Source organism: Micromonospora sp. WMMD736 (genome assembly GCF_049179015.1).
Taxonomy (GTDB): Bacteria; Actinomycetota; Actinomycetes; order Mycobacteriales; family Micromonosporaceae; genus Micromonospora.
Genome location: NZ_JBMHMI010000001.1, coordinates 6,109,947 through 6,126,406 on the forward strand (window position 1 = coordinate 6,109,947; position 16,460 = coordinate 6,126,406).

28 protein-coding genes and 1 tRNA gene are annotated in these 16,460 nt (G+C 66.8%); 20 read left to right on the top strand and 9 right to left on the bottom strand.

The genetic code is table 11. The features are described 5' to 3' along the window. Positions 1 to 74 precede the first annotated feature (74 nt). The 9 genes from ACN269_RS27615 to ACN269_RS27655 form a co-directional block, all read right to left on the bottom strand. Positions 75 to 572 carry a hypothetical protein gene (locus ACN269_RS27615; RefSeq protein WP_421475166.1) on the bottom strand — a complete coding sequence of 166 codons (498 nt, stop codon included), beginning with the start codon at positions 570 to 572 and terminating at the stop codon, positions 75 to 77. Between the two features lie 85 nt (positions 573 to 657). Beyond that, positions 658 to 2,157 (bottom strand): phage portal protein, encoded by a 1,500-nt coding sequence (locus ACN269_RS27620; RefSeq protein ID WP_421475167.1) that lies wholly within the window; start codon positions 2,155 to 2,157, stop codon positions 658 to 660. A gap of 10 nt (positions 2,158 to 2,167) precedes the next feature. Further along, positions 2,168 to 3,823: a terminase gene (locus ACN269_RS27625; RefSeq protein ID WP_421475168.1), complete on the bottom strand. Its 1,656-nt coding sequence runs from the start codon at positions 3,821 to 3,823 to the stop codon at positions 2,168 to 2,170. A 16-nt stretch (positions 3,824 to 3,839) separates the two neighbouring features. Next, positions 3,840 to 3,909 (bottom strand) — tRNA-Ser (locus tag ACN269_RS27630). A 6-nt stretch (positions 3,910 to 3,915) separates the two neighbouring features. Next, positions 3,916 to 4,344 (bottom strand): hypothetical protein, encoded by a 429-nt coding sequence (locus ACN269_RS27635; RefSeq protein WP_421475169.1) that lies wholly within the window; start codon positions 4,342 to 4,344, stop codon positions 3,916 to 3,918. Between the two features lie 321 nt (positions 4,345 to 4,665). After that, entirely contained in the window at positions 4,666 to 4,920 is a 255-nt protein-coding gene (locus tag ACN269_RS27640; protein WP_421475170.1) for a hypothetical protein, read from the bottom strand. A gap of 247 nt (positions 4,921 to 5,167) precedes the next feature. Further along, on the bottom strand, positions 5,168 to 5,452 hold the full coding sequence (locus ACN269_RS27645) for an HNH endonuclease (protein ID WP_421475171.1): 285 nt from the start codon (positions 5,450 to 5,452) through the stop codon (positions 5,168 to 5,170). 287 nt (positions 5,453 to 5,739) lie between these two features. Beyond that, on the bottom strand, positions 5,740 to 5,943 hold the full coding sequence (locus tag ACN269_RS27650) for a hypothetical protein (protein WP_421475172.1): 204 nt from the start codon (positions 5,941 to 5,943) through the stop codon (positions 5,740 to 5,742). Positions 5,944 to 5,968: 25 nt separating this feature from the next. Further along, positions 5,969 to 6,172: a hypothetical protein gene (locus ACN269_RS27655; RefSeq protein WP_421475173.1), complete on the bottom strand. Its 204-nt coding sequence runs from the start codon at positions 6,170 to 6,172 to the stop codon at positions 5,969 to 5,971. Positions 6,173 to 6,589: 417 nt separating this feature from the next. Here ACN269_RS27655 and ACN269_RS27660 point away from each other — a divergent pair, with 417 nt between their 5' ends. The 20 genes from ACN269_RS27660 to ACN269_RS27755 all read left to right on the top strand — a co-directional run bounded on the left by ACN269_RS27660 (position 6,590) and on the right by ACN269_RS27755 (position 16,459). Further along, positions 6,590 to 7,444 (top strand): hypothetical protein, encoded by an 855-nt coding sequence (locus ACN269_RS27660; RefSeq protein WP_421475174.1) that lies wholly within the window; start codon positions 6,590 to 6,592, stop codon positions 7,442 to 7,444. Positions 7,445 to 7,583: 139 nt separating this feature from the next. Then, the gene (locus ACN269_RS27665) at positions 7,584 to 8,315 is read left to right on the top strand and encodes a hypothetical protein (protein ID WP_421475175.1); all 732 of its coding nucleotides are present in this window, start codon (positions 7,584 to 7,586) and stop codon (positions 8,313 to 8,315) included. Positions 8,316 to 8,417: 102 nt separating this feature from the next. Beyond that, positions 8,418 to 8,789 carry a hypothetical protein gene (locus ACN269_RS27670; protein ID WP_421475176.1) on the top strand — a complete coding sequence of 124 codons (372 nt, stop codon included), beginning with the start codon at positions 8,418 to 8,420 and terminating at the stop codon, positions 8,787 to 8,789. A 120-nt stretch (positions 8,790 to 8,909) separates the two neighbouring features. Then, on the top strand, positions 8,910 to 9,197 hold the full coding sequence (locus tag ACN269_RS27675) for a hypothetical protein (protein ID WP_421475177.1): 288 nt from the start codon (positions 8,910 to 8,912) through the stop codon (positions 9,195 to 9,197). 23 nt (positions 9,198 to 9,220) lie between these two features. Further along, complete coding sequence (locus ACN269_RS27680; protein ID WP_421475178.1) at positions 9,221 to 9,499, top strand: hypothetical protein; 279 nt, start codon at positions 9,221 to 9,223, stop codon at positions 9,497 to 9,499. After that, positions 9,496 to 9,705 carry a hypothetical protein gene (locus ACN269_RS27685; protein WP_421475179.1) on the top strand — a complete coding sequence of 70 codons (210 nt, stop codon included), beginning with the start codon at positions 9,496 to 9,498 and terminating at the stop codon, positions 9,703 to 9,705. The genes ACN269_RS27680 and ACN269_RS27685 overlap by 4 nt, the downstream gene beginning before the upstream one ends. 14 nt (positions 9,706 to 9,719) lie before the next feature. After that, entirely contained in the window at positions 9,720 to 10,154 is a 435-nt protein-coding gene (locus tag ACN269_RS27690) for a hypothetical protein (protein ID WP_421475180.1), read from the top strand. Beyond that, positions 10,151 to 10,576, top strand: coding sequence for a hypothetical protein (locus ACN269_RS27695; RefSeq protein ID WP_421475181.1), 426 nt, complete (start codon positions 10,151 to 10,153; stop codon positions 10,574 to 10,576). The genes ACN269_RS27690 and ACN269_RS27695 overlap by 4 nt, the downstream gene beginning before the upstream one ends. Beyond that, positions 10,561 to 10,740, top strand: a complete 180-nt coding sequence (locus tag ACN269_RS27700) for a hypothetical protein (RefSeq protein WP_421475182.1) — start codon at positions 10,561 to 10,563, stop codon at positions 10,738 to 10,740. The genes ACN269_RS27695 and ACN269_RS27700 overlap by 16 nt, the downstream gene beginning before the upstream one ends. Further along, the gene (locus ACN269_RS27705) at positions 10,740 to 11,120 is read left to right on the top strand and encodes a hypothetical protein (RefSeq protein ID WP_421475183.1); all 381 of its coding nucleotides are present in this window, start codon (positions 10,740 to 10,742) and stop codon (positions 11,118 to 11,120) included. The genes ACN269_RS27700 and ACN269_RS27705 overlap by 1 nt, the downstream gene beginning before the upstream one ends. Beyond that, positions 11,117 to 11,962 carry a Ku protein gene (locus ACN269_RS27710; RefSeq protein ID WP_421475184.1) on the top strand — a complete coding sequence of 282 codons (846 nt, stop codon included), beginning with the start codon at positions 11,117 to 11,119 and terminating at the stop codon, positions 11,960 to 11,962. Before ACN269_RS27705 ends, ACN269_RS27710 begins: the two co-directional genes overlap by 4 nt. After that, positions 11,959 to 12,231 carry a hypothetical protein gene (locus tag ACN269_RS27715; protein WP_421475185.1) on the top strand — a complete coding sequence of 91 codons (273 nt, stop codon included), beginning with the start codon at positions 11,959 to 11,961 and terminating at the stop codon, positions 12,229 to 12,231. Before ACN269_RS27710 ends, ACN269_RS27715 begins: the two co-directional genes overlap by 4 nt. A 13-nt stretch (positions 12,232 to 12,244) precedes the next feature. Beyond that, on the top strand, positions 12,245 to 12,490 hold the full coding sequence (locus ACN269_RS27720; RefSeq protein ID WP_421475186.1) for a hypothetical protein: 246 nt from the start codon (positions 12,245 to 12,247) through the stop codon (positions 12,488 to 12,490). 43 nt (positions 12,491 to 12,533) lie between these two features. Further along, the gene (locus ACN269_RS27725; RefSeq protein WP_421475187.1) at positions 12,534 to 13,028 is read left to right on the top strand and encodes a hypothetical protein; all 495 of its coding nucleotides are present in this window, start codon (positions 12,534 to 12,536) and stop codon (positions 13,026 to 13,028) included. Between the two features lie 47 nt (positions 13,029 to 13,075). After that, on the top strand, positions 13,076 to 13,537 hold the full coding sequence (locus ACN269_RS27730) for a hypothetical protein (protein WP_421475188.1): 462 nt from the start codon (positions 13,076 to 13,078) through the stop codon (positions 13,535 to 13,537). 11 nt (positions 13,538 to 13,548) lie between these two features. After that, the gene (locus tag ACN269_RS27735) at positions 13,549 to 14,154 is read left to right on the top strand and encodes a hypothetical protein (protein ID WP_421475189.1); all 606 of its coding nucleotides are present in this window, start codon (positions 13,549 to 13,551) and stop codon (positions 14,152 to 14,154) included. A 12-nt stretch (positions 14,155 to 14,166) separates the two neighbouring features. Then, positions 14,167 to 14,493, top strand: a complete 327-nt coding sequence (locus tag ACN269_RS27740) for a hypothetical protein (protein WP_421475190.1) — start codon at positions 14,167 to 14,169, stop codon at positions 14,491 to 14,493. Positions 14,494 to 14,578: 85 nt separating this feature from the next. After that, positions 14,579 to 15,208 carry a hypothetical protein gene (locus ACN269_RS27745; RefSeq protein WP_421475191.1) on the top strand — a complete coding sequence of 210 codons (630 nt, stop codon included), beginning with the start codon at positions 14,579 to 14,581 and terminating at the stop codon, positions 15,206 to 15,208. A gap of 49 nt (positions 15,209 to 15,257) precedes the next feature. Further along, entirely contained in the window at positions 15,258 to 15,869 is a 612-nt protein-coding gene (locus ACN269_RS27750; RefSeq protein WP_421475192.1) for a hypothetical protein, read from the top strand. A gap of 2 nt (positions 15,870 to 15,871) precedes the next feature. Further along, positions 15,872 to 16,459, top strand: coding sequence for a DUF2637 domain-containing protein (locus ACN269_RS27755; protein WP_421475193.1), 588 nt, complete (start codon positions 15,872 to 15,874; stop codon positions 16,457 to 16,459). The last annotated feature ends 1 nt before the right edge of the window (position 16,460 follow it).

Below are 16,460 nucleotides of genomic sequence, written 5' to 3' on the forward strand. Positions count from 1 at the left end.
GCCATGCAGCGCGCGGGAGCGTCTAGCGCCCCGGGTCGCGCAACATAGCAAGTGATGGGAAAGAACTGCGACGGCTACAGCCGGCCAAGCCGGACCTTGCGAGCGACGTCCTTGACGTCGAAGCCGTCATCCGAGCCGGCGCCTGCGTTCAGGCCGCCACTCAGCCGCTCGGGCGGTGCTTCCTGCACCGGAGCGAACTTCTTCAGCACCTCGGCGTGAGCCTTCAGCTCCGCCTCGGTGTCGCCCTTCAGCACGGCACGCAGCTCGTCAGGCAGACCGCGACCAGCGCGCTCCACCATCAGCTCCCGCTCCAGCGCCTTGTTCGCGTCGGCCAGCTCCTTGCGCGCGGTCTCGAACTCCTCGACCGTCTTCGCGGTGCTGAGCTTCGCCTCGGCGTCACGCAGCTTGGTGCGGTAGCCGGCGGCTTCTTGGCGGGTCTTGGACAGCTCCTTCTCGTACCACTCGGGCGTCTTCGGCGACTGCTCGGTGGACTCGGTGCTGCCGTTCTGCTGGTTGGTCTGCGGGGTCTGTTCGGTCCCCGTCGACTCGGTGCCTTCGGTGCTTTCGGGCATTGCTCACGCCTCCTGGACGCTTGCGGACATGGATGATCGAGCGACCACCAGGGCCGCCAAAGGGAAAGTCAGAAAAGAGAGGGGGTTACTCGACGATCTCGCGGTCGACGCGGACCTGGCCCTGCTCGGTGTAGGCGCCAGCAGCCACCAGGGCCGCCTGCTCCTCGCGCAGACGCTTCAGCTCCTCCTCGCGCAGCCGCATCCACTCCTGGATCTCGGTGCGCGTCGCCTCGGGCACGCGGCCCCACAGACCGACGCCGGGGATGCCAAGCTCCTTGAGCTTCACCAGGCCGTCCGCGACGTTCGACAGCGACCGCATCTGCGTATCGCGCCACACCACTTCGCCCGCGTAGTCCTCGGCCACGGAACTGTCACCCGACAGCTCCCCGGCGATCCTGAACACGCGCTCCCACGACTCGCCGAAGCCCTTGCGGTACAGCTCCACCTTGCGCAACAGCGAGGTCTCCGCGGCCTGGAGCGCTTCCGCGCTCAGGTTCGCAATCTCACCTAGCAAGTAGTGGGGTGGAGTCTGCGTGATGACGGCGAGCTGCCGCAGGCTCATATCCAGCGACTTGATGTAGCCGTCGAGCGGCGTGCCTGGCAGCGTGTCGAATTTCGTCTCCGGGTCGGAGGCGAAGAACCAGCGCCGGGCGTTCAAGTTGATGGGCTCAGGAACCGGCTTGCCCGTCTCCGGGTCGATAACCGGGTCGCCGGGCTCGGTGCCGCTCGGGGCCTGGCCGCTATCAACCGCAGACTTCGTCCACCGCTTCATCGGCGGTGCCATTGCCGTCACAGTGCGGATCGTGAAAGACCCATAGGTTTGCGCGACGAGCAAATCGAACATCGTCTGATTGATGCGGTCCTGGTTGGACTTATTCGGCTCGACGACGCCGACCGTCCGGCCCTCCAGGTCCACGGAGGCCGCGAACCGGGTCACGGGACACTCGGACAGCCCGTGCCTGAAGCCCTTGTCGACGGTGACGGAGTCGAGGTCGCCCAGCGACCCGTAGGTCACCCGGTACTCGTACTCCCCGTCCCACAGTCGAGCCAGGCCCTTGCGCGCGGCCGACGTCTTCGCCTTCGCGTCCGGCTCACGGACGATCGTCAGCGCCGCGTACGGGTCGACGTCGTTCGCCGGGTCGACGTAGACCGCAGCGGTGTTGTACGCGCTCAAGCCCTTCGTCAGCACCCGGTTCTTGACCTTCTCGGTCAACGCGAACGAGTGCCCGTACTTCAGCGCGCCGTGGTAGATCGGACCCTGCCGGGCATCGAGCCGGCTGGCCTGCCAGTGCTTCCACTCCGGGGGAGTGGTCTGGTCGGCGTCCGCGCGGTCCTGGTCGCCGCGCCGGAAGCTGTCGACGAACAGGGCTTGAGCCGGCGTGCCGATCAGCAGCGGAATCAGGTTCGTCACCGACCGCTTGGCGAGAAGCCTGTACTCCGCGTCCGCGCCCTCGGGCATGTACGGGTCGTCGTGGTCGCCGGAAACGTAGCGGTCGATGATGTCGAACCGCTCGCGGTCCGCGTCGATGATGCCCAGCAGGAGCTGGGCGAGGCCCTTGGCGCTCGTATCGACGGGCTGCGTCATGCCCACCTCCTCACAGGAACCAGCCATCACCGGAGCCGATGCGCTCCTGCTTGGGATTGGTTAGACAGCGATGCAGCGCTTCGTGCGCCAACATCCAGGCCGCGTAGGCGTCGATGCGCCGATTCGAGTCCTGCGACTCTTTGCGGAAGTAGTTGCCGTGGTTATTGACGAACCGGCGAGCATTCATGGTGTGCCGGCGCAGCGAGAGGTCGCCGTCGAAGAACACCTTGCCCTCGACGATCGAGGACATCAGGCGCTCGTGTGCGCGCGTCGTTTCCTGCTGCCGGTTACGCATGTCGAACGCAATCGCGGCGTCCTGGCGAGCCTTCACGGCCAGGCCGGACCCGAAATCGTTCGTCCAGTCGGTGATGAACGATTCCCACAGGTTCACGTCGGCGAAGAACGCCTTGACCTTGAACTGGCGCACGGTCGAGCGCACCGCGCTATCGACGGCTTGCGTGTCGACCTGCCAGCGTCCGCGCTCCTCTTCGTTCCAGGTGTGCGGCTGCTCCCACAGGCCGAGGAGGAACGTCGTGCGGTCCTTGATGCGAATCGCCACCAAGGCCGTACTGTCCTCATACCGGCCGCCATCGAACCCGAGCACGATCTCGTCGCCAGGCGCCAGCGTGGCGTTGTCACGAGTGATCGCCTTGATCTGGTCCGGCCCGAACAGGGCCTCCTCGTCGGCGACGATCATGTTGAGCCACATGCGTCGGCTGCGAGCTGCGGTGATCGCGGTGTTCTGGACCGACTTGATGATCGCCTCGACGCGCAGCCACGTTGCGTCGCCCCGGATCTTCGGGATGACGATGCGCAGCGCCTCGGGCGTCAGCGGCGTCTTCTCGTGAGCCTCGATCGAGTCGTACAAAAAGCCAATGTCGTCGGCGCGGCCCTCTTGGATCAGCTCGTACGCGAACCGCATCTTCTCGGCGACGGAATCTTCACCGGGGAGGTAAGCGTTCGTGATTGCCAGATAGCGACAGTTCATTTTCGTCGCATTACCGTCAACCGTCTCGTACATCTTGTCGCCGTTGTTGCCGCGCACCCAGTGGTGCGTCTCGTTCAAGATCACGAAGGAACTGCGACCACCTTCGAGCGCCCTATACGAGGATGTAACCGCCTCTATTCGGCATCTGCCCCGATGCGCCCGAATAATCTCAGCGCCGACCTTGATCCCGTAGGTGTCGATGCACTTCTGCGAGATAATCGACGGGAACACCGTCATCGTGTTCCGCGTCTGATCGCGGCTCACCGCGGCGACCTGAACCCAGGCTCGGCGATTCGGCTTCCCGACCGGATTGCCGTTCGCGTCAAAGTGACTGAAGCGCGACGGGCCGACAAACTCCACCATGCACATCACTGCGGCTAGTGGATCTTTCCCCCACCCCTTTAGGCGCTGTAGGCAGCCCGTCCGATAGGTGAATTCGCCATTCTCGTCGACCGCATACCACCAGAGGATGAACCGGGCCTGCTCGGGCGTGAATTTCCACGAGCCGCCATCCATTCCGCTGAGGTATTCCTCGCACCAAAAGATGACCTGCCAACCGATGGTCAGCTCCGGCTCCGCGTAGGTTCCTAGCGGGCCGCGCTGCCACGTAGGGCCGATGTAGTACGGCTCCAGGGCCTCGATCTGCTCAAGCGTGAGCTTCGTAGCGGGGGCAGCCATTTCTGCCCCCTTTCTGCGACGGCGGGGGACTCGAACACCCCTGATCCCGGCTCTCTATGCCGGCGCGTGGCCGCACGCTTACCGCCTATGCGCTAGACGACCAGGCCGAGCGCCCTCCGGCGCGCATCCATGTCGACCACTTCGGCCTCCTCCTCGACCTCGTCTTGCAGCTCGACGCGAACACGGCGTCGGGCGCCCTCGGTCACGAGAAGGTTCTCCATGGCGCTGTAAATGCTCGCGAGCATCTGGCCGGAGCGCTTGCCCATCGTTTTGTAGTAAGAGACGTCGTCACAGATCGAGTACAGGAACGCGTAGTCGCTGCTCTCGTAGAAATCGGCCTGCCCGGACTCCAACGTGGCGTCCCAGAGCAGTCGCGCGATCGGGTGCCAGTCCGGATCGGCCTCGGGAACCCTTGCGGGACGGCTTTTGCCCTTGGTGATCGGTGCCTTGTCGCCCCGGTTGGCGTCCCGATCGCGGCTCAGGTCATCCGAGCGGTTCGGAACGGGTCCACGGGTGCCCACTACGACCCAATCTCGCCCCGGCGCAGCGCGTCGGAGCGGAACTTGGCGTGGCGCTCGGTCTCCGAGGCAATGAAGACCGCTTCCAGGCCGTCCAGGGGCACCCTGACGGGCGCCGGATGGGTCGTGCCGACCCTCAGGAGGGCGTGATCGCCGGCCTGGCCTACGAAGACGGCTTCTCCTCGGTCGGGGAGTCGTACGGCGGCACCAGGAAGGAAACCAGATACGCCAGCGAGAGGCCCGCGATCGTCAGCAGCAGGGTCAGGAGCATTTGAGTCATGCTCAGGCACCTCCACAGCGGTCTCAGGGGCCGCAGCGGCGGTCTCAGGGGCGCGCGTGGCCCTCGTGCGGGGCGTGGCGGCGGTCTTCCGGGGCGGCATCGTCGTCCTCCAGGGGGTCAAGTCGGGGATTCACCTCGTCGACCCTCTCCGGCAGGGCGAATCCGATCGTCGTCGTCGTGTTGGAGACCTCTTCGTCGTCGACCTCGTCGTCCATGTCGAACAGCGCGGCCTCGAAATGCAGCGGGCCAACCTTCAGTACGGCTCGCAGAGGCAGAAAGCGCGTCAACACGTCCAGCACGGGGCCTCCATTCCAGGGGCGTGCCTCTCCCACCATGGCGGGAACGCACCTCTCGCCCTGATCGACGATTCCTCCCGCTGCACCGGGGCGTCCGGCCGTGCGGTTTCCCAGTGGTCAAAGCGAGGCAAGTCGTGGGGGCGCTCTCCGCGGAGAGGGCGCTAAGAGCGCCCCGGCCGGGAGCAGCAGGCGGTTTATGCCTTGCGCATCACCGGAACGGCGAGCTGGCCGGGTAGCGACGGCAGCTCGCCTACGTCTTCATTCCAGGGTGGGGTTCCCACCGCTTTCCCCGGATGGGGGCCAGGCGGTAGCGAGCCATCTTTCCCTCCAGCGCCGTTTTCTTGCCGTGGCACCTGGCGCAAAGCGCCTGGAGGTTGTCTCGGGAATGGTCGTGCCGGTCGTTGATGTGGTCGACCTGGTTGGCGTATTCGCCACACCGGCGGCAGGAGTATTCCTCGTCTTCGAGGACATCTGCCCGGATCTGATCCCAGTTACTCGGTAACTCGGATCTTCGAGGTGAACTGCTCCAACTCACTACAGGCTCTCTCTCTGCGCCCCTTTAGGGGGCGCAAGCTCTGTAGCTTGAGGGAACGCTGAACTCCGGTAGCGTTTCGGTGACAGGTACTCAGGTACCTATCGCTAACCCGGAGCGGAATCATGGGGCTACCTACCCCTGTTACCCGGTAACTGGGTAACAGGGGTTCTCTCACGCCCTTTAGGGCGTGGGTTACCGGGTTACTGGGTTACCCCCCCTACCCCCCTACTTGTAAGAGGACGCGACTTGGCGATTTGGCAAGGGTTTGTGACCGGGTTCACACCAACCTAGTCGTCGCAGCGGTGCTCGTGCTGCACGACTCGGCCGCAGTCGGGCTCCTGGCACCGCCACTGGCGACCCATCGCGCCGCAGCGCGGGCAGGCTCCATGCGCCGGAGTGGTGCGCGGGTTGCCGTCAGGGTCGCGGTGCCCGACCTGGCACACCTCGGGGATCTCGGCCCAGCCGGCGGGGGTCTTCCGGAAGCGCGTCACCGGCCGACCGTACTTGGCGCCGGGCTCAGTCTTCCGGCTCGTCCGTGTAGCGGTTCCGGAGGTACAGCGCCCACCCCGCCAGCCCGGCCGCGCTGACCACGATCACGGCCAGCAAAAACGCCACCGGCCAGGTAACCCCGGCCGCGATGGCGGGATTGGACAGCCACACGCCCAGGACGGCGAGGACGGCTCCCGCTCCGAGGAGGAGTTGCAGGTGGCGGGTCTTCATTCCGCCATGCTAGGCGGCGCGCACAAGCCGCCAGAGTGACACGCCAGGAGCCGGCCCAGGCCCGCTCAGAGCCCCCGGGAGCAGGGCGTCTGGCTACCCAGCCCCAACGGCCTGGCGCGGCCCGCTAGGCGCTCCAGCGAGCCGCCAGGGGCCTCAAACGGGGCCTCTGATCGACTTGAAAACCTGCGCGTAACGAGAGGCGGGTACAGTCCCTCCGCCGCCACGCATCGAAAGGGGTGCATACCCCCCCTTGTCAAGGCTTTATGTAATACATCACAAACACTTGACATGCGCGCTCAACTGTGCCCTCACACGTGCGCGAAACACAATCACACATCAAAGTCAATAGATTGTGATGCTATCCACAATGTGACTTGCGTCATCTTGCTATCGTACCTGACTTGCTATGATTGACGCATGACGACGACGCCCCCCCTCCCCCCGCGCGCGGCCCGCGCGCAAGCCGGAAAGCTCCGGCCGGGGGCGGAGCCTGCCCAAAATCAGGTGGTGTCCGGTGCGTCCGTCGTGCCCGTTGTGACCGTGCCTGCCGTCCGGCAGGGAGCGGAAATTTTCCAAATGGAAAATGGAGTAGAGAGCATGGCTAACAACGCTGCCAAGCCGACCACCCCGCGCGCCACGCGCACGCGAAAGGCCACCCCGGACAGCACCCCGGACAGCACCACGCAGGCCACGCTGTTGGACGTCAAGCCGGACAGCATCGAGCGCAACCAGGCCAACCCGGAACGTGCCGCGATCGTGGCGCGTATCAAGGGCTACGCGGGCACCATCCGGGAAAACTCGACGCTGCTCTTGGCGGATGTGCTCACGCTGTGCGCCGGTATTCCGGCTAAGGAATGGAAGGCCGTTCTTCAGCCCGAGATCGGTGCACAGCGTGTCGGTAAGGTTCTGACGCGCGGTGATGCGCAGACGTTGGTCAAGCAGTTGCGTGACCCTGCCCGCAACGGTGGGAAGATCACCACGGAAGATGTTGCGGCCGTTCTTGGTATCGGTGTCGGCACGGTCAACCGCCACGAAAAGGCGACCGATGAGACGGACCCGGGTACGGGTGACGGTGCGACCGACGGTGAGGTCAAGCCTGCCGCATCCGGCGTCGACTTGCTAAAGAAGATTGAGGCCGATTTGGCTAAGGCGCTCAAGCGCGACGACGCGACGTCGGAGGAATTCATCACGCGGTTGACCCTGCTCATGGTGGCGGCCCGCAAGGGTCTGCCCGGTGGGGTCGACACGAACAACCGGGGCGGACAGGGCTAGGACCCGCGCGGGAGAGCCCGGCAGGCTTCGGCCTGTCGGGCGTTCGTCGTGCCCATGTTCGCCCCGATTTTCCAAATGGAAAATTGATCAGCCGGCCGGATTTTCCAAATGGAAAGTCGCACAACGAAAGCAGTTAGTTATGAGCTACGTCAAAGACATTCGGATCACGGTCAACGAGCACGGCACGCGAGCGGTCGCCCTGTTCATGCAGTTCTTCGAGGGGAAGTGGACGTTCGCCAGCCTCGAATTCGTGCGGACGGTCGGCACGCTCACATGGAAGCCGATTCGCAACCCCGACGTGCTCGGGGAGGCGCAAACGGTGGTGGCCCGCAAGTTGAAGGCGGATCACGGCAAGACCCCCGCCGGGGGCGTGCGTCGCAACTTCAGCGCGCCTACGCACCAGCGCATCCGGCCCGTCGTGACTCGCAAGACTGACGTCCTGCATGACCCGGACGTGACGTTGCATGACTTGCCACTGAGTTCGTACCGAGCGGTGGTGAAGTCGGCGACGCGTCGCGCTCCCGTGACTCCGGTGACTCCCACGCCGCAGAGTTCCCTGCCCACCTCGTGTGACTGCCGGGAGCACACCAATCGGTTCGTGCGTGGGTCGGCTCGGTGGCGCAGTCACGCGCTGAGTTTCGGGTGCGTGGGTGAGCCCGAGCTGACGCCCGTGACCACCGAGCCGGCCAGGCCCCGGCCTGCGGCTCCCGTGGTTGACGCGGTGGACGGCTTCGACGTGCTGCTCACTGCGGCTGAGGGTGCCATCGATGCGGGGGCCAGTAAGGACGCCGTGAACGAGGTGCTGAGGCTCTACCGGCGCGGCACCCTCACGACGCCCGAGGCGCTGTCGGAGCTGTCCGCGGCGGCATGACCAGACAGCCTGCGTGGCCGACATGGGCGGCATGGGAGCGAGACCTGACGCAGGCACGCACCACCAGCAATCCGTAATCAGATGCAACCAGGAGGTAGTGCTATGACGATTTCCATGTACTGCGTGACCCGGGGTGGCCAGCGGATCGCCGGGTCGCTGGCCGTCCCGTACGCGGCGGCTGTGCTGGCTGCGAACACCCTGAACCGTGAGCACCGCCGGAAGGATGAGTTTGACGTCGCACCGGACCCCACGGCTACCGCGTGGGAGCAGATGCAGGCGCCTCGCATGGCGTCGCTGGTGGGTGCCGTGCTCGAACCGACCATCACTTGCTATAGTGTGGCGGCGTACGGACAGCACCGCATGGTCGAGGTGGCGCTCACCGACGAGTGCGACCACGGCTGCAAGGTGCTGGAGTGCGAGTGCGGACTCCGCACCGTGTCGCACCGCAGGATCTACGGCTGCCCGCTCGGCTAGCACGCCTTAGTCGCCACCAGTTCATGAGGGGAGAACTGGTGGCGGCCATGGCTTGCTAAGTGAGCCTACGCGAGTTTTCCAGATGGAAAATCCGCGGGTCGACCAACGAAAGGAGGAGGGGTGGTCCATGTTCCGACCCACCACATGCGGGTGTCCGTAGACGGGGAGCCGGCGATCTCGGTCGCCGCGCCCGTGACCATCTACAACCCATCGAACGACTACAACTCCGGCGACTACGAGGCGTACGTGGGTGAGGTGCTGTTGCGGTACAGCGCCTGCGGCTTCTACCGAGCCACCTACCAGGGTGTCAGGCAGGGGCAGGCCGCGCCCCGGTACGGCTCCGGCGAGTCGGTGACGTTCGACTTCACCAAGTACGGCGGACCGCGAATCCAGATCGTCAACGACTAGCAGCAGTAAGAGATGGAGCTGAAGTGACCACTGACCACGACCGGCGGCTGTCCGCCCTCTGGTACGCCTGGGGGCAGATCGACTCCGGCGCGCACGCGGGCGCCCTGGTGCTCGACGACGGGTGGGAGTTCGCCCGCGATCAGGAGAAGATGCAGCGGGACTACAACGAGGGCCGGCGCTACAGCCTGCCCAGCATCCTCAGCGCCTGGGACGACTTCGTCGAGCGCAAGCGGGCCGGGGAAGGGCAGCCGGCGCAGCCGGCCGGGCTCACCCCGACCGAGCCGGCGGCGGTGCCGGCGTGACGCAGGAGTACGTGTTCGACGGGATCGCCACCTTCACAGCGCGAGTCGTGGCCGAGAGCGCGCAGCAGGCGGCCGACATGATCCGCGCGATGCAGGGCTTCGAGCCGTACGCCCTGGAGACCGAGGACGGCATCCAGGTCACCGAGCTGTCCTGGGGGAAGCACCTGCCCGACGAGCTGGTGTTCGTGCACGACGAGGACGAGTAGGTGACGGAGTGAGCGTGGCGACGCTGCCGGCGGTGGAGCCGGACAACCTGAACGCGCTGATGGACTTCGGTCACGTCATCCGCGTGCACCCGGACGGCACGGTATCGGAGCCGCACGACGTGTGGGCGCCGGAGCTGAACGACGACGTGCTGGGCGAGTTCGCGCACATCGAGGGTCAGCCGACCGGCTGGCGGCTGATGAACGGCTACTCGGGGCAGTGGAGCTACCGCGGCCCCGTGATGCACGAGAGCGAGTCCATCGGTGGGCGGATGGCTCTGGACATCTTGGGCCAGCCGGGTTTGTACGTGAGCCTGCTGGCGTCCACCAGTGAGCCGGTGGAGGACTGCGAGCACTGCCGGGCGGCCGGCGAGGGTGGCCCCTGCGACCTGCACGACATCACGGGTTGGGCCGTGGCATACATCGAGGACGAGGACGAAATTCAACTATGACCGCACTTGCTAACGTAGATCCCAACATCACCCCTGCGTTCGCGTCGGACGCCGGCTGCTGGATCGACGGGCACTGGGGCCAGTACGCGACCGTGCGGCTGATGAGCCTGGCCGTCGAGCGCGGCTGGCGCCTGAGCGACGAGGACGACGCGATCTTCCTGCGGCTGCACGTCAGCGCGGGCAGCCCCTCGTCCCCGGAGGCTAGCGACGGCGACTGGGAGGCGCTGTACGAGCAGGGCGGCCTGGCCGACCAGGCGGAGGCGTGGCTCAACGACCACGTCGCACCCGAGGGCTTCGTGTTCGGCTGGCACGACGGGGAGTTCTTTCTCTGGCCGGTCCACGTCTGGCACTGGCAGGGCGACGACCCGGACGCGTGCGACTGCACTTGCAGCCAGATGAGTGCCGCGTGGGCCTACCTGTGAAGGCCAAGCGCGCCTCCTGCGCGTTCACCTCCGTCTCGCACCACTCCCGAGACCGGGTGCGGGTGTACCACGGCAAGCCGGACCCGGTCGTTCTGTGCGGCTACCACGCGTCGGACGCGTGGATCAAGGAAGCGCTCAAGTTCGTAAGCGAAGGGAAGAACTGATGGACATCAAGGAGACGCGCGAGCTGCTGCGCCGGGTCGTCGAGGAGAAGGGGCGGGACTTCCGTTACGCCCCGAAGGACGCGAACGGGCTGGCCTGCTACTACGCGCCGCGCCCCGACATGTTCGCGGAAGACGACCCGCGAGCGACCTCCCCCTGCATGGTGGGCGCGGTGTTCGCCCTGGCGGGCATCGAGGTGGACCCGCGCGAGACGGATTCCGCCGACAACCTGGCCGCCCGTCACGGCTTCTCGTGGGTGGCGCAGAGGTACCTGCGGAAGGCGCAGATCCACCAGGACAACGGCGCGACCTGGGGGGACTCGTACGACGTGGCCGAGGAGTGGTACCAGGCGCACCTGCGGGAGATGGCGGCGGCCCAGTGAGGGCGATTTGGAAGGGCACGATCTCGTTCGGCCTGGTCTCGGTTGGGGTGAAGGTCTTCTCGGCCACCGAGGAGAAGGACATCCGCTTCCACCAGGTGCACCAGGCTGACGGCGGTCGCATCCGGTACAAGCGGGTCTGCGCGGACTGCGGCGATGAGGTGGCGTACGCCGACATCGCCAAGGGCTACGACGTGGACGGTGGAGCCCCCGTGGTGCTCACGAACGAGGACTTCGCGGACCTGCCGTTGGCGACGTCTCGGGTGATCGACGTGCTGGAGTTCGTGCCGGCCGAGCAGATCGACCCGATCCTCTACGACCGGGTGTATTTCCTGACGCCGGCCGAGAAGGCGAACAGCAAGGCGTACGTGCTGCTGCGCGACGCCCTGGAGGAGTCCGGTCGGGTCGCGGTGGTGAAGGTGGCCCTGCGTCAGCGGGAGCACCTGGCGACGCTGCGGGTGCGTGACGGGCTGCTGCTGCTCAACACGATGCTGTGGCCGGACGAGGTGCGGAAGCCGGAGTTCCAGATCCTCAACGAGAGCCCGGACATCCGCCCGGCCGAGCTGGCGATGGCCGGCGCGCTGATCGAGTCGATGGTGGGGGAGTTCGACCCGGACGCCTTCACCGATGACTACCGGGCGGCCGTGCAGGAGGTCGTCGACGCCAAAGTGGAGGGCCGGGAGGTCGTTCAGCCTGCGGCGATCGAGCAGGCGCCGGCTGTCGACCTGATCGCGGCGCTCACGGCGTCGGTGCAGGCGGCGCAAGCCAGGCGCGACAGCGAGCCGATACCCATCACCGCGGCCCGGTCTGCCCGGGGCGCCACGAAGACCCGGAGGTCTGCGTGAGCACGTTCGAGGTGTACCAGCGCAGCATCACCGACCACTTCGCCGGCATGTCCGATCGCATGGTCGACCTGGTGAAGGCGGTCTACGACCACGCCGACGAGCACTACAGCGAGGGCGGCTGGGACGTGATCGCCGAGTGCTGGGAGCCGGCCGAGATCGCCAAGGAGCTGCGCGAGGGCATGACCGAGGCCGAGGCGGTCGACGAGTTCCGGCCCTCGGTGTCGGTGTGGGCTGACCGGCAGGCCGACGCGATCAACAGCGCCTTCTAGGCAGGGGGAGACCGTGAAGAAGACCTTGCTCGCCACGTCGCTCGTGGTGCTGCTCGCCGCGTTCTTCGGCGGACTCGTCGGGTGGGGTGTGCGCGGCCTACAGCCGGCGCAGCCGATGCGGCCCTGCGCCACCGAGGACTCGCCGGCTGTCGCCGGGGAGCCCTGCTACTACCGCGCCACCGAACGAGGCAACGGACGGGGCATCAGCTTCGTCATCGACGGCACCGGCCGCACGATCTCGCTTCCCAGCAACCCGTGACCCGGATTTTCCAGATGGAAAACGATCAACCATGGAGGACCGCATGACCATGACCATCAACTTCGACCTGCTCGACGCCGCCATCGAGGACGCCGCGAACGAGGACGGCGACTTCCTGCACCACCAGGGCGAGTGGGCGACCGTGATGAACCCGCAAGCCGGCAGCGCGGAGCTGTGCGAGACCGGGCTGTGCCTGGCCGGCTTCGCCGCCGTGCGTGCGGGTGCCACGGTGCCCAAGCCGCGCCGCTACCCGAGCGAGAACTTCTGGTGGATTCCGCGCTGGTGGGTCGAGGAGGAGACCGGGCAGACGGTCACCGATGGCGAGGACTTGGACGGGGCCGTCCACGTCAGCGAGTTCGCCCGGCGGCGCCTGGGGCTGAGGGAGTGGCAGTCGAAGGCCCTGTTCAAGAGCAGCAACACCTTGGACGACCTGCGGGCGATGCGGGACCACCTGCGGGAGCACCCGGACGCGAACTACACCGACCTGATCACGCTGCGCGCGGACAGCGACTACTGCTGCGACTACTGCTCGAACTGATCCCGGCAACCGACCCCGCCTCACCTCACCCCTTCAGGAGCAACGCAATGACCACGAACACGACGATCAACTTCGACCTGCTCGACGCCGGCATCGAGGACGCCGCCACGGGAGCCCACGGGTACGAGCACGACCAGAGCAACTGGGTGGCCGTGGTGAGCCCCCACGAGGAGCCCGACCACCCGTGCGGCACCGCGATGTGCCTGGCCGGGTTCGTCGCCATCCGCGCGGGCGCCGAGGTCCCCAAGCCGATCTACGACTACTTCATGGGGGCCTGGGACATCCCGTACTGGGACGTCAACCCCGAGACGGGGCAGCTCGACTCGCGCCACGGCGTGCACGTCGCCACGTTCGCCCGGAAGCGCCTGGGCATCAGCGACGACCAGGCGGACGCCCTGTTCGCCGGCTCCAACACCCTGCGCGTCCTGCGGGCGATGCGGGACTACCTGCGGGACAACCCGGACGCGACCTACGCCGAGCTGAACGACATCCGCATCCGGAACCACTGAAGGGCCTACAGATGACCATCACGACCCTCGACATCAACATCGACACCTGGATCATCCTCGACGTGTGTAGCACCTGCTACTGGGCGGTGGGCGGCAGCGGCGAGATCAACGACGTGCTCGACGCCCGGTCGGCCGAGGCCCTGGACGTGAAGTGGCAGGACTACCACATGTGGGTGGACTGCGGGGGCGACGGCTGCGACTCCGAGCACCGATGGATGTGCGTGTACGAGGACTGCGACGACCCCAACGACGAGGACGCGCTGTTCGGCCACTCGCACGAGTACGGGCACCACTCCGGCGGGTTCACCCGGCTGTCCTGCGACGTGTGCGGGGGCGGCGGCCACGACTCGCACCGGGTGATCGCCGAGAAGCTGGACAGCCCGCCCGAGTACCTGAACGTGGCCGTGTCGCACGAGATCACCGCCGGGGACCTGGTGGAGGGCGACAAGATCCTGAAGGTCGACGGGATCGCGTGGCCCGTCCTGGTGGAGGCCATCGACTACACCCCGGGCACGGTCTTCGCGAAGCTCGTCGACCCGCTGCGCGAGTCGCCCGACGAGTACATCTCCTTCCTGCGGGAGACTCCCGCCACCGTCCTGTTCGCCGCCTCTTGCTAAAAAAGGAGCACCATGGCTAGCCTGGCATTCTGGAGAGACCGCGAACCCGAGCCGGTCGGCGCGACGCTCGACTGGTCGCCGGCCCAGGAGATCGCCGAGGACCCGAGGATCGAGCGGATCATCATCGAACACTCGCTCGACCTCATCAACCCCGACCACCGCGAGATCGCGGCCGACGTGCTGGCAATGCGTGTCCGCATCGACGAGATGGTGGCCGAGTGGTCGGACTCCCTGGACGCGCGGCTCGACGGGTGGGCGCCCGGGTGGCGCGACGACATGCCGACCATGACCATCCCCCTCTATCCGCTCCCGCACTTGCTAAGTGAGGCCGCTGCCTAGTGCGACCTCCGGCGTTCGGGCTCGCCGTCCGAACGCCGGGCGACGGCACTAGTCGTCAACCACACGATCACCTGGAGGACCAGAGATGACGACCAAGTTCATGAGCAACTTCGAGCTGGCCGAAGAGGCGCGCAAGGGCCTGCCGGAGCTGGCCGCGACCGTGGCGCGCGAGCTGGGGGAGGGATGGCAGGCGACGCACGACGAGCACACGCGGTGGTTCGACCTGAAGGGGCCGGACGGCGAGTGGCTGATGATCAACATCGACTCCCACGCGCCGGAGCGCGTCGACATCGACAGCCGGCTACCCCGGGAGATCCACGCCTCCGGCGCGGACACCCACGGGCTCCGCACCCCGGAAATCTCCGTTGCCCTGCGACGCGGTGCGGTGACCATCGCGAAGGAGATCAACCGCCGGCTGCTGCCCGACTACCGGGACATCCTGCTGACGGCCCGCAAGCTCGCCACCAACGCCCTGCGGGATCGGGCCGAGCGCGACGACGTGGCTCGGACCGCGGCCGAGCTGCTGGGCGTGCAGCGCTTCGGTGCGGGCGAGCCCTCCAACCCCCTGCACAGCGTGTACTTCCGCCGGCACCACCAGGGGCGCGGCATGACCAGCGTCGAGATCCGACCCGGGGGCTACGTGCGGATCGAGACCAACGGCGACATCGAGGACATGCGCGACGTCCTGGCCGCGCTCGGCAAGGTGCCCGCCTGACCTAACCCCACTTGCTAACAAACCGATCGATCTGAAGGGAACCAGCCGAATGTCGAACAACGAGATCACCACCATCAACGCCGGCATGGCCAGACTGCTCGGGGCCGTCGCGTCCGAGCTGGCGGGCATCTTCGAGCGCATCGACATGGCCGAGGACGAGATCCGAAGCATGCAACAGCGCCACCCCGCCCACCGCGACGAGCTGTACCACTCGTTCAAGCTGCTCCAGCCCCGCGACATCGGGGAGGGCATGTACACCGAGTTCGTCTACCTCTCGCACGTCCGGGAGCTGCTGGGCCGGGTCGTCTCGGGTGCCGACCTGCGGCCGGCGACGTACGCGGAGATGTCCGTGATGTGCGCCGAGGTGAGCCAGAAGGTGCCGATGCACGGTGCCGGCGCCGGCCTGTACTTCCGCCTATGGGCCAAGGCGTTCCCGACCCACCCGCTCACCGTCGAGCAGGCCGCGCAGCGGGTGCACTACGAGAAGCTGTTCGCCTCGCAGATCGACGAGTCGCAGGCCGAGCTGCGCTACAGGATGGCCGACCCGCAGCGCAGGCTGGTCGACATCGAGTGCGAGGGCAAGCACCACGGCAAGCGGGTCGACTGCCGGTTCGTCGTTCACGAGGGTGCGGTGGACGTGCCGGCGCTGGCGGCGGCCTGAGCATGGAACAGGCTGACCGGACTCTGAAGATCAGCCGTTGGGCGCTGGTCGGGATCGCGGTGGTCGCCGCTGTCGTGTCCTACTGGACGCAGCGCGACTTGCTGCTCAGGCACGACGCGGACTTTCTGTCGGCCACCGCGATCCCGATCACCGTCGACCTGGCGGTGATCATGTGCTCGCTGATCATCAACTCGGCCGGCGTCGCGCCGGAGGCCCGCAGGCGGGCGTGGGTCGTGCTGATCACGGCCTGCTCCGTGAGCATCGTGGCCAACTGCTACGCCGGGGAGAACGTGATCCAGCGCGTCGCCCATGTGTGGTGCGTCGTGATCTACCTCGGTGCCGAGGCGGTCGCCTCCCGGACCCGAGCGCGTCGCGCCGTTGCCCGCAAGCCGGCGCGCGAGCCCGCCAAGGCCAAGCGGGTCGAGAAGGCCCCGCCTGTCGAGGGTGGCCAGGAGACCGTCGCTTCGGCCGTCAGGCCGCAACGCTCGCGTGCCACCGGCCCGCGCGGTCGCACGAAGGTGACCCCCATCGAGGACGTCGAGGCCAGCCGCACCACCCAGCCGGCCGAGTCCGACCTGATCGCCGCGTAAC

Excerpts from the sequence above, each read along its gene's own strand:
- ACN269_RS27615 (WP_421475166.1), bottom strand. The coding sequence starts at position 572 with ATGCCCGAAAGCACCGAAGGCACCGAGTCGACGGGGACCGAACAGACC.
- ACN269_RS27620 (WP_421475167.1), bottom strand. The coding sequence starts at position 2,157 with ATGACGCAGCCCGTCGATACGAGCGCCAAGGGCCTCGCCCAGCTCCTG.
- ACN269_RS27625 (WP_421475168.1), bottom strand. The coding sequence starts at position 3,823 with ATGGCTGCCCCCGCTACGAAGCTCACGCTTGAGCAGATCGAGGCCCTG.
- ACN269_RS27655 (WP_421475173.1), bottom strand. The coding sequence starts at position 6,172 with ATGAAGACCCGCCACCTGCAACTCCTCCTCGGAGCGGGAGCCGTCCTC.
- ACN269_RS27660 (WP_421475174.1), top strand. The coding sequence starts at position 6,590 with ATGACGACGACGCCCCCCCTCCCCCCGCGCGCGGCCCGCGCGCAAGCC.
- ACN269_RS27665 (WP_421475175.1), top strand. The coding sequence starts at position 7,584 with ATGAGCTACGTCAAAGACATTCGGATCACGGTCAACGAGCACGGCACG.
- ACN269_RS27670 (WP_421475176.1), top strand. The coding sequence starts at position 8,418 with ATGACGATTTCCATGTACTGCGTGACCCGGGGTGGCCAGCGGATCGCC.
- ACN269_RS27695 (WP_421475181.1), top strand. The coding sequence starts at position 10,151 with ATGACCGCACTTGCTAACGTAGATCCCAACATCACCCCTGCGTTCGCG.
- ACN269_RS27705 (WP_421475183.1), top strand. The coding sequence starts at position 10,740 with ATGGACATCAAGGAGACGCGCGAGCTGCTGCGCCGGGTCGTCGAGGAG.
- ACN269_RS27725 (WP_421475187.1), top strand. The coding sequence starts at position 12,534 with ATGACCATGACCATCAACTTCGACCTGCTCGACGCCGCCATCGAGGAC.
- ACN269_RS27730 (WP_421475188.1), top strand. The coding sequence starts at position 13,076 with ATGACCACGAACACGACGATCAACTTCGACCTGCTCGACGCCGGCATC.
- ACN269_RS27735 (WP_421475189.1), top strand. The coding sequence starts at position 13,549 with ATGACCATCACGACCCTCGACATCAACATCGACACCTGGATCATCCTC.
- ACN269_RS27740 (WP_421475190.1), top strand. The coding sequence starts at position 14,167 with ATGGCTAGCCTGGCATTCTGGAGAGACCGCGAACCCGAGCCGGTCGGC.
- ACN269_RS27745 (WP_421475191.1), top strand. The coding sequence starts at position 14,579 with ATGACGACCAAGTTCATGAGCAACTTCGAGCTGGCCGAAGAGGCGCGC.
- ACN269_RS27750 (WP_421475192.1), top strand. The coding sequence starts at position 15,258 with ATGTCGAACAACGAGATCACCACCATCAACGCCGGCATGGCCAGACTG.
- ACN269_RS27755 (WP_421475193.1), top strand. The coding sequence starts at position 15,872 with ATGGAACAGGCTGACCGGACTCTGAAGATCAGCCGTTGGGCGCTGGTC.